This is a genomic window from Mycobacterium angelicum (genome assembly GCF_002086155.1).
GTDB classification, from domain to species: domain Bacteria; phylum Actinomycetota; class Actinomycetes; order Mycobacteriales; family Mycobacteriaceae; genus Mycobacterium; species Mycobacterium angelicum.
Window position 1 is genome coordinate 1 of record NZ_MVHE01000108.1, and the last position, 10,299, is coordinate 10,299.

Annotated in this window: 8 protein-coding genes and 1 pseudogene; 2 read left to right on the plus strand and 7 right to left on the minus strand. The window is 69.8% G+C overall.

The window, feature by feature from the left end:
- A pseudogene (locus tag BST12_RS34415) lies at positions 1 to 1,749 on the plus strand (PE family protein); the annotation flags it as partial.
- A 22-nt stretch (positions 1,750 to 1,771) separates the two neighbouring features.
- Here BST12_RS34415 and BST12_RS27610 read toward each other — a convergent pair.
- Genes BST12_RS27610 through BST12_RS27635 form a run of 6 tightly spaced genes read right to left on the minus strand, consistent with a single transcriptional unit; the run spans position 1,772 to position 7,863 of the window.
- Positions 1,772 to 2,200, minus strand: a complete 429-nt coding sequence (locus BST12_RS27610; protein WP_083116375.1) for an A24 family peptidase — start codon at positions 2,198 to 2,200, stop codon at positions 1,772 to 1,774.
- Positions 2,201 to 2,210: 10 nt separating this feature from the next.
- On the minus strand, positions 2,211 to 3,017 hold the full coding sequence (locus BST12_RS27615) for a shikimate dehydrogenase (protein ID WP_083116376.1): 807 nt from the start codon (positions 3,015 to 3,017) through the stop codon (positions 2,211 to 2,213).
- A complete protein-coding gene (locus BST12_RS27620; RefSeq protein WP_083116377.1) occupies positions 3,004 to 4,266 on the minus strand; it encodes an endolytic transglycosylase MltG in 1,263 nt (420 codons plus the stop codon). Before BST12_RS27620 ends, BST12_RS27615 begins: the two co-directional genes overlap by 14 nt.
- Entirely contained in the window at positions 4,259 to 4,723 is a 465-nt protein-coding gene (ruvX, locus tag BST12_RS27625; RefSeq protein ID WP_083116378.1) for a Holliday junction resolvase RuvX, read from the minus strand. The genes BST12_RS27620 and ruvX overlap by 8 nt, the downstream gene beginning before the upstream one ends.
- A complete protein-coding gene (gene alaS / locus BST12_RS27630) occupies positions 4,724 to 7,438 on the minus strand; it encodes an alanine--tRNA ligase (RefSeq protein ID WP_083116379.1) in 2,715 nt (904 codons plus the stop codon).
- A gap of 35 nt (positions 7,439 to 7,473) precedes the next feature.
- On the minus strand, positions 7,474 to 7,863 hold the full coding sequence (locus tag BST12_RS27635) for a secondary thiamine-phosphate synthase enzyme YjbQ (protein WP_211281378.1): 390 nt from the start codon (positions 7,861 to 7,863) through the stop codon (positions 7,474 to 7,476).
- Between the two features lie 165 nt (positions 7,864 to 8,028).
- Here BST12_RS27635 and BST12_RS27640 point away from each other — a divergent pair, with 165 nt between their 5' ends.
- On the plus strand, positions 8,029 to 8,652 hold the full coding sequence (locus BST12_RS27640) for a hypothetical protein (RefSeq protein ID WP_083116381.1): 624 nt from the start codon (positions 8,029 to 8,031) through the stop codon (positions 8,650 to 8,652).
- 61 nt (positions 8,653 to 8,713) lie between these two features.
- Here the strand turns inward: BST12_RS27640 and BST12_RS27645 are convergent, their stop codons facing one another.
- On the minus strand, positions 8,714 to 10,063 hold the full coding sequence (locus BST12_RS27645; protein ID WP_083116382.1) for a replication-associated recombination protein A: 1,350 nt from the start codon (positions 10,061 to 10,063) through the stop codon (positions 8,714 to 8,716).
- Between the last annotated feature and the right edge of the window lie 236 nt (positions 10,064 to 10,299).

The window sequence follows — 10,299 nt, forward strand, 5'->3', positions numbered from 1 at the left end:
GGCGGTGGCACCGGCGGAGCCGGCGGCGATGGCGGGATCGGCGCCCACGGTCAGACGCGCACCGCCACGCTGGGCAGCGGTTCCAGCGGCAACGGCGGCAACGGCGGCAATGGCGGGGCGAGCGGACATGGCGGTGACGGCGGAGCCGGTGGCAACGTCGGCGCCGGCGGCGACGGCGGCAATGGCGGTGCCGGCGGCGCGGCCGCCACTCTCAACGGAACCGGTGGCAACGGCGGGATCGGCGGCACCGGCGGCGCACCCGGAGTGGGCGGTAGCGGCGGCAACGGCGGAGCCGGCGGGTCTGTCTCCGGCGACGGCGGCAACGGCGGTGCCAGCGGAAGCATTGGCGCCGGCGGCAACGGCGGAGCCGGCGGCAATGGCGGAGCCGGCCTTGGCACTGGCAACGGCGGAAACGGTGGAACCGGCGGCAACGGCTGGGGCGGCGGCCTTGGCAATAGGGCTGGCGACGGAGGTTCTGCCGGTCAGAACGGCAACGGCGGCAATGGCGGAACCGCGGGCGCGTCGGCAGCCGCCGGCAATGGCGGGGCCGGCGGCAACGGCGGCGCTGGTGGCGCCACCGGCAACGGCGGAACCGGCGGCAATGGCGGTTACGGCGGCTGGGCCGGCAACGCGAGCAGCGGCGGCAACGGCGGCTGGGGCGGCTCGGTTTCCGGAAACGGCGGCAACGGCGGGGACGCCGGTGCCGTCGGGCAGTGGGGCAACGGCGGGGCCGGCGGCAGCGGCGGGGCCGGCGGCTCCGTCTTCGGCAACGGCGGCAACGGCGGCAACGGCGGGCAGGCCGGCGCCCCGGGCTTCAGGGCTGGAGCGGGCTCCGGCGGCATCGCCGGCGGCGGCGGCATCGCATTGGGAGTCGGCAACGGCGGCAACGGCGGCAACGCTTCGGCTGGGGCGTATTACGGCACCGGCGGTGCCGGCGGTGCCGGCGGCGAAGGCGGCTCGACCGGCGGGAATGGCGGCAACGGCGGAAACGGCGGCCGCGGTGGAACCGCAACGATCGCCCACAGCTCCCTCGGCGACTACCAATACAACGGCTGGGGCGGCGTCGGCGGGCAAGGCGGCTGGGTCAGCGCCCAGGGCGACGGCTCAGGCGGTAACGGCGGCAATGGCGGCGCTGCGAGCACCGGCGGCAACGGCGGTGCGGGCGGCAACGGCGGCGTTGCCCACGGGACGGGCAACGGCGGGGCAGGCGGCAACGGCGGGGCCGGTGGCACCGGCGGCAATCCCGGCAGCAACGTCACCTACCACCGCAACGCCGGAGACAGCCTGTCCGGCAGCGGCAACCATCCTGGTGGCAACGGCGGAGACGCCGGCGATGCCGGCGACGGCGGCCAAGGCGGCGCCGGTGGTGCCGGCGGTAACGCCCTGGGCTCGGGCAATGGTGGCGCCGGTGGCAGCGGCGGCAACGGCGGCAGCGGCGGCAACGCCACCAACACCGCGACGTCGGACGGCCAGGGCGGCGACGGCGGTTACGGCCGCCCGGGCGGTAACGGCGGCGCCGGCGCCGACGGCGGTGACGGCGGCAACGGCGGTGACGGCGGCAACGGCGGCACGTCGGCGACCGGCACCGGCGGAGCCGGTGGCGCCGGCGGCGCAGCGGGACAAATCCAGGGAGCTACCGGTGGCGCGGGCGGCAAGGCCGGCGGTGGCGGAATATTCCTGGGCCAGCCCGGCCCCAACGGCATCGCCGGCACCCCTGGCACTGCGGGAGCGGCCGGCCAGTCCGGTTAGGACCCCGGTTAGGCCGAATCCCTCACGTCAGCAGGATCAGCGCCGCCGCTGCGGCGGTGGCCAGGCACATCGACGGGCCGTGTGGCACGGTTCGCATGCCGCGCCATCGCATCCCCACGCCCACCAGCGCGGTCAGCAGCGGCGCGGCCAGCGCCGCCAGAAACCACACCTCGATACCGAAGCAACCGGCCAGCCCGCCCACGCCGATCGCCAGCTTGACGTCGCCGGCGCCCATGGCCGCCGGCGTCAGCAGGTACACCAGCAGATAGACCCCGCCCAGTACGGCCGCACCGGCCAACGCCCCCATGCCACGGCCGGCGGCGGCCGCGCCGAGCAGAATCAGCACCGCCCCCGGCAGTGTCAGCGTGTTGGGCAGCCGGCGTTGCCGGATGTCGTAGCCACTCAACAGCGCAAACCACGCCACGACCAGTCCGGCCAGCCCAATCCGCATGCGCGGCAGGCTAATCCAGTTCCGCCAATGCGCAAGTCATGGCTTCCCGCGGTGCGGGCAGCCCGGTGAATTGCTCGACCTGTGTGAAGGCCTGATGCAACAGCATCTGCAGGCCGCTGATCACCCGGCCACCCGCAGCCGCTACCGCCTCGGCCAGCGGGGTGGGCCATGGGTTGTAGATGGCGTCCAGCAGCACCGGGACGGCCGAGAAGGTATCGGCGTAGCGCGTCGCCACGTCGGCGGGGATGGTGCTGATCAACACTTCAGCGGCCGCCACCTCGTCGGCCAGGCCGGGGTCGTCCAGGCCGCAGAACCGGGTCGTCACCCCGGCATGCGCACCCAGTTCGACCAATCGGGCCGCCTTGTCCGGATTGCGCGCCACCACGGTGATGCCGGTGACGCCCAGTTCGGCCAGCCCGACCACGGCCGCCGGCGCGGTGCCGCCCGATCCGCAGACCAGGGCCTGTCCCGACGCCGCGCCCAGCGCGCCGGTGACGCCGTCGATGTCGGTGTTGTCGGCCCGCCAGCCGCGCGGCGTACGCAAAAGGGTGTTGGCCGAACCCACCTGCTCGGCGCGGGCGGTGCGTTCGCCCGCGAAGCGCAAGGCCGCGAACTTGCCCGGCATCGTGACCGAAACGCCCACCCATTCCGGTCCGAACCCGCCGACGACGCCGGGCAGCTCCTCGGCGCTGCATTCGATGCGGTCGTAGGTCCAGTCGTCCAGGCCAAGTGCGCGGTAGGCGGCCAGGTGCAATTGCGGGGAGCGCGAGTGTGCGATCGGCGAGCCTAGAACGGCTGCCCGTCTAGCGTGCACTATCTAGTACACCGTTGCGCTTGGCCAGTTCGATATTGGCCAGATGCTGCTGATAATCCCGGGTGAACAGCGTCGTCCCCTGGGCATCGATGGTGACGAAGTACAGCCAGTCCCCCGGCTCGGGGTGCTCGGCGGCCCGCAGCGCGTCCACCCCCGGCGAACAGATCGCGGTGGCCGGCAATCCCTCGGACACGTAGGTGTTCCACGGCGTGCGCAGCGCCCGGTCGGCGTCACTGGTGGCCACTTCGCGGCGATCCAGCGGGTAGTTCACCGTCGAGTCGAATTCCAGGGTGCGGTGTTCGTGCAGCCGGTTATAGATGACCTGGGCGACCTTCGAGAAATCCTGCACGTTGGCTTCCTGCTGCACCAGCGACGCCACCACCAGGATGTCGTAGGGCGACAGGCTCAGCGCCTTGGCGGTGTCCACCAGCTCCGACTTGGTGTACTCCACGGCTCCTGCGCTGATCAGGGTCGCCAGGATGGTGTCGGCCGAGGCGGCGGGGTCGATGTTGAACGTCCCCGGTGCGATCAGTCCTTCGAGCCGGCGATGGTCGTCGCCCAGCTCGAGCACCGGCTGCACCGCCCAGGGCGGCACCTGCAGCATGGCCGGGGTGGCCTTGCCCGCCGCGGAGCGCAGGTCGGCCACCGACACGCAGCGATGGTTACCGTCGAGATCCACGCAGGTGGCCCGCGAGATAAGAGTGAGGATCCCGGGGTTGAGCTTGTTGGTCTTCATGTCGGTGGTGTCGTCGAGCTGGCGACCCTCCGGGATGACCAGTTTGCCCACCCTGCTCTTGGGGTCCGCGAGCCGCGTGACCGCGTCGGCCGCCGGGATTTCGGTGCGCATCCGGTAGAAGCCCGGCTGAATCGACGAAATCGCCGCGTTGCCGTGCGCGGCGTCGACGAATGCCCGCACGGTGCGCACCACGCCCTTGTTGTGCAGCGTCTCCCCCACCGCGGTGGTCGAGTCGCCCGCCTGTATCTGAATCACGATGTCCTGCTTGCCGTTTCCGGTGTAGTCGTCATCGGAACCGGAAAGCAGGTGCCACACTTTCGAGCCCAGGAATACGGCCGCCACCACGATCACGACGAGCAGCCCGACCGCCAATCCGCCGGCGACGCGCCGCCGCCGGCGCATCCGCTGGGCGCGCTTGCGGTCGGCGCGGGTCTTGCGGTGCCGGGCCGGTGCCACCGCTACCGGCTCGGCCCGGCGGTGCTCCGGATCGTCGGACGTCCGTGCGCCGTCAGACATCGGAGCCCGCCCCGGCGCGGTGTTGATCCAGCCAGCCTTGCAGTATCGCCACGGCCGCCGCCTGGTCGATCACCGCACGCTGGTCGCGGGCACGGACGCCCGCCTCCCGCAGCGACCGCTGTGCGCTGACCGTCGTCAAACGCTCGTCGGCGAGCTGTACCGGTACCGGGGCGATCCGCTGCGCCAGTTCCCCGGCCAGATCCATCGCATCTTGCGCCGACGGCCCGATCCGGTCGGCCAGCGTCCGCGGCAGCCCGACGATCACCTCGACGGCCTCCAGCTCCGCGGCCAGTGTGGCCAACCGGCGCAGGTGTTTGCCGGTGCGGTCGCGGCGCACGGTTTCCACCGGGGTGGCCAGCACGCCATCGGGGTCGCTGCACGCCACACCGATGCGCACCTTGCCGACGTCGATGCCGATGCGCCTCCCACGTCTAGGTTCCCGCTGTGTTTCGACCACTCAGCCGACCCGCGCTATCTCGGCGCGTACCGCATCAAGGGCGGCGTCGATACCGGTGGGATTCTTGCCCGAGCCCTGCGCCAGGTCGGCTTTGCCGCCGCCGCGGCCCTCGACCGCGACGGCGAGGTGTTTGACCAAGTCGTTAGCGCTCAGGCCCAAGTCCTGCGCGGCGGGGTTGGCGGCGACCGCGTAGGGAACAGTTTCGCTGTCGCCTTCTGAGCTTGTCGAGATGAGCGCCACCACCGCCGGATCACTGCCCAGCTTGCCGCGGATATCGCCGACCAGCGAACGCAGATCGGCCGCGTTCATTCCGCCGGACATGCGCTGGGCCACCAGCCGGACGTTACCGATGCGCTCGGCTCCCGCGGCGGCATTGGTCGCAGCGGCCCGGGCGCTGGCCAACCGGGCACGTTCGAGTTCCTTCTCGGCGGCCTTGAGCCGCTCCACCAGGTTTGCCACCCGCCCCGGCACCTCCTCGGACGGCACCTTCAGCGACGACGCCAGTCCGGCCATCAGCGCCCGCTCCTTGGCCAGGTGCCGGAAGGATTCCAGCCCGACGTAGGCCTCCACCCGGCGTACGCCGGAACCGATCGACGACTCGCCCAGGATGGTCACCGGGCCGATCTGCGCGGAGTTGTGCACGTGGGTACCGCCGCACAGCTCCAGCGAAAATGGGCCACCGATCTCCACCACGCGCACTTGTTCGGGATAAGCCTCACCGAATAGCGCCATCGCGCCCATCGCCTTGGCTTTGTCGAGCTGCTCGAGAAAAGTGTGCACCTCGAAGTCGGCTTGCACCGCCTCGTTGGTCACCTCTTCGATCTGGGTGCGCTGGTCCTCGCTCAGCGGCCCCTGCCAGTTGAAGTCGAAGCGCAGATACCCGGGCCGGTTGAGCGAGCCGGCCTGAACGGCGTTGGGGCCCAACACTTGCCGTAACGCGGCGTGCACCATGTGGGTGCCCGAATGTCCCTGTGTGGCGCCCTTGCGCCAGCCCGCGTCCACAGCCGCGACCACCGTGTCGCCCTCGACGAATTCTCCGGATTCCACGTTGATCCGGTGTACATGAAGAGTTTTGGCGATCTTCTGCACATCGGTGACGGCGGCCTTGGCACTGCCGCCGGAACCGGTTCCGCTGATGGTTCCCGCATCGGCGATCTGGCCGCCCGACTCCGCATACAGCGGGGTGCGATCGAGCACCAGCTCCACCCGGTCGGCCTCGGCGCTATCGGAATGCGAGACCACCGGAACCCGCTTGCCGTCCACGAAAATGCCGAGAATCTTTGCCTCGGAAGTCAATTCGTCGAATCCAGTGAACTCGGTGGGGCCGGCGTCGACCAGCTCGCGATAGGCGGTCAGGTCGGCGTGGGCGTGTTTGCGCGCGGCGGCATCGGCTTTGGCGCGGCGGCGCTGCTCGGCCATCAACTCCCGGAAGCCCGCCTCGTCCACCGTGAGGCCGGCCTCGGCGGCCATCTCCAATGTCAGGTCGATCGGGAACCCGTAGGTGTCGTGCAGGGTGAACGCGTCCGAACCCGAAACCACGGTGGCGCCAGCGGTTTTGGTGGCGCCGGCCACGTCGTCGAACAGTTTCGAGCCTGAGGTCAGCGTGCGGTTGAACGCCGTTTCCTCGGCAACGGCAATGCGATTGATCCGCTCGAAGTCGGTGACCAACTCGGGGTATGAGGGGCCCATCGCGTCGCGCACCTTGGCCATCAGGTCGCCGACGATCGGGGTGTCTGAGTCATCCACGCCAAGTAGCTTGACGGAGCGGATCACCCGGCGCAGCAGCCGCCGCAACACGTAACCGCGGCCGTCGTTGCCGGGGCTGACACCGTCACCGATCAGGATCGCGGCGGTGCGGCTGTGGTCGGCGATGATGCGATAACGCACGTCATCGGCATGATTTCCGACGTCGTAACCGCGCGGTGCGCGCGATTCAACCAGATCGATGACGGGGCGCAGCAAGTCGGTCTCGTACACGTTGTGCACGTTCTGCAGGACCAGGGCGATCCGCTCGACGCCCATGCCGGTGTCGATGTTCTTGCGGGGCAGCGGCCCGAGGATCTCGTAATCCTCCTTGTTGGTGCCCTCGCCGCGCTCGTTCTGCATGAACACGAGGTTCCACACCTCGAGATAGCGGTCCTCGTTGACGATGGGACCGCCCTCGGGGCCGAATTCGGGCCCGCGGTCGTAGTAGATCTCCGACGACGGCCCGCACGGCCCGGGGATGCCCATCGACCAGTAGTTGTCGGCCATGCCGCGGCGCTGGATCCGCTCGGCCGGCAGGCCGGCGACCTCCTGCCACAGACCCGCGGCCTCGTCGTCGTCGAGATAGACTGTGGCCCAGAGTTTTTCGGGGTCCATACCGTAGCCCCCGTCGGTGACGGGGTTGGTCAGCAACGCCCAGGCCAACTCGATGGCGCCGCGCTTGAAGTAGTCGCCGAAGGAGAAGTTGCCGGCCATCTGGAAGAAGGTGTTGTGCCGGGTGGTGATGCCCACCTCGTCGATGTCCGGGGTGCGGATGCACTTCTGGATGCTGGTGGCCGTCGGGTAGGGCGGCGTGCGCTGGCCCAGGAAGAACGGCACGAACTGGACCATCCCGGCGTTGACGAACAACAGGTTGGGGTCGTCGAGGATCACCGAAGCACTGGGCACCTCGGTGTGGCCCGCCTTCACGAAGTGATCAAGGAACCGCTTCCTGATCTCGTGTGTTTGCACTCTCGTCGCTTCCTTAGTCCGTGGGTTCCGTAAACCTATCCGTCAACGAAACTCAACCGCACCGAGCGCCGCGGATTGTCCCGGTTCAAGTCGACCAGGACGACGCTTTGCCAGGTGCCCAGCAACGGCTCCCCACCCGACACCGGCACCGTCACCGACGGCGCCACCAACGCCGGCAACACGTGATCGGCGCCGTGGCCGGGCGAACCATGCGCGTGCCGGTAGCGGTCGTCGCGCGGCAACAGCCGTTCCAACGTCTCCACCAGGTCGTCATCGGAACCGGCGCCGGTCTCGATGATCGCCACCCCGGCCGTCGCGTGTGGGACGAATACGTTGCACAACCCGTCGCTGTGCTGGGCACAAAAACCACGCACCGCATCGGTCAGATCGACGATTCGGCGACGCGAGGTGTCCACGTCCAGCACATCGGTTTCCATCCGGTCCAGCCTACGGTGGGCAATTATCGCGCGGCCAATCCGTCGCAACAGAAGGTCGCGACAAACATTGCCAGGGCCAATCGGCAGGAGGAAGGTATTCGGTGAGACCGGTGGCGCCACCGGGGCGCTGCCCCGACAGAGGAGGGGCCGATCGTGTACGCACGCTCCACCACCATCCAGGCGCAACCCTTGTCGGTGGACATCGGGATTGCGCATGTTCGCGATGTCGTCATGCCCGCCTTGCTGGAAATCGACGGGTGCGTCGGATTGTCGCTGCTCGTCGACCGGCAGTCCGGCAGATGCATCGCCACCAGCGCGTGGGAGTCACTGGCCACGATGCGCGCCAGTGCCGAGCGGGTGGCCCCCATTCGCGACCACGCGGGCCTGATGTTCGACGGCAGCGCCAAGGTCGAAGAGTGGGACATCGCCCTGATGCACCGCGACCACCGCTCACACCAGGGGGCCTGCGTGCGGGCTACCTGGCTGAAGGTGGTGCCCGACCAGCTGAGCCGCTCCCTCGACTTCTACCGGACTTGCATTCTTCCCGAGCTCGAGCAGCTCGACGGGTTCTGCAGCGCCAGCATGATGGTCGACCACCCGTCGTGCCGGCGGGCGGTGTCGTGCTCGACGTTCGACAGCATGGACGCCATGGCCCGCAACCGCGACGAGGCGACCGAGCTGCGCAGCCGGCGGGTGCGGGATCTGGGCGCCGAGATGGTCGACGTGGCCGAGTTCGAGCTGGCGATCGCCCACCTGCGGGTGCCCGAGCTGGTCTGAAGCCGGCGCTCGGCCGAGCGTGAAACTGGCTTCACGCTCGGCCCCCAACGTGAAGCTGGCTTCACGGTCGCCGGCGGCCGCGGATGATCGCCCGCAGCCGCTCCAAGCGTCCGCCGATCTCGCGCTCACCGCCGCGGCCGGTGGGCCGATAGTAATCCACACCCATCAGCTCGTCCGGCGGATACTGTTGGGCCACAACGCCATCCGGATCGTCGTGGGAATACTTGTAGCCCTGCGCATTGCCCAGGGCCGCCGCACCCGAATAGTGCCCGTCGCGCAGATGCGCCGGCACCAAGCCGGCCTTGCCCGCCTTGATGTCGCCCATCGCCGCACCCAGCGCCGTCGTCACCGCGTTCGACTTCGGCGCGGTCGCCAAATGCACGGTGGCATGCGCCAACGTCAGCTGGGCCTCGGGCATTCCGATCAGTTGCACGGTTTGCGCCGCGGCGACGGCCAGCGGCAGCGCCGTCGGATCGGCCATGCCGATGTCCTCACTGGCCAGGATCATCAGCCGGCGCGCGATGAACCGCGGGTCCTCCCCGGCGACCAGCATGCGGGCCAGGTAGTGCAGCGCGGCGTCGACGTCGGAGCCGCGCACCGACTTGATGAACGCGCTGACCACGTCGTAGTGCTGGTCGCCGTCGCGGTCGTAGCGCACGGCGGCGCGGTCCAACGACTGCTCGATCGTCTCGACAGTCACCGCCTCAGTCGATTCGGCCGCCACTTCCAGCGCCGTCAGCGCGCGCCGGGCGTCGCCGGCCGCCAACTGCACCAGCAACTCCACCGCATCAGCTGCCACCGAGACCCGTCCGCCCAACCCGCGCGGGTCGTCGATGGCGCGCTGTACCACGGTCCGAATGTCGTCCGCGGTCAGCGGCCGTAGCTGCAGGATCAGCGATCGCGACAGCAGCGGGGCCACCACCGAAAACGACGGGTTCTCGGTGGTCGCGGCCACCAACAGCACCACCCGGTTCTCCACCGCCGACAGCAGCGCATCCTGCTGGGTCTTGGAAAAGCGGTGCACCTCGTCGATGAACAGCACCGTCTGCTCGCCATGCAGCAGCCCGCGCCGGGCCACATCGATGACCGCGCGGACTTCCTTGACGCCGGCCGATAACGCCGACACCGCCTCGAACCGCCGGCCGGTCGCCTGCGAGATCAAGGCCGCCAGGGTGGTCTTGCCGCTGCCCGGCGGGCCGTAGAGGATGGCCGACGCCACGCCCGACCCCTCGACCAGACGGCGCAGCGGCGACCCGGACGCCAGCAAGTGGTCCTGCCCCACCACCTCGTCCAGGGAGGCCGGCCGCATTCGCACCGCCAGCGGCGCACCGGCCGGCGGAGTCAGGTCATGGCCGCTTGTCGTCGGTGCGCCCGGGACCTCGAATAGACCGTCGGACACGACTTCAGGCATACCACTCGATCACGTCCAACACGCTTCGGCCCGCGCGCCTTCGACTCTTCTTTGTTAGGTTCCGGTTTGCTAAGTTCAGCGCGCGTACCGACCAATAGCGACCGAGACCACTAGGACGGCTATGAGCCAGCCCCCCGAACATCAAGGCAACCCGGCGGACCCCCAGGGCGGAAATCACGGCTCGGGCTATCCGCCCCCGCCCGGTTACGGCACGCCTCCCGGTTATGGCGCACCCC

Coding starts and splice junctions, on each gene's coding strand:
- BST12_RS27645 (WP_083116382.1), bottom strand. CDS start 10,063: ATGCCTGAAGTCGTGTCCGACGGTCTATTCGAGGTCCCGGGCGCACCG.
- BST12_RS27620 (WP_083116377.1), bottom strand. CDS start 4,266: ATGTCTGACGGCGCACGGACGTCCGACGATCCGGAGCACCGCCGGGCC.
- BST12_RS27610 (WP_083116375.1), bottom strand. CDS start 2,200: ATGCGGATTGGGCTGGCCGGACTGGTCGTGGCGTGGTTTGCGCTGTTG.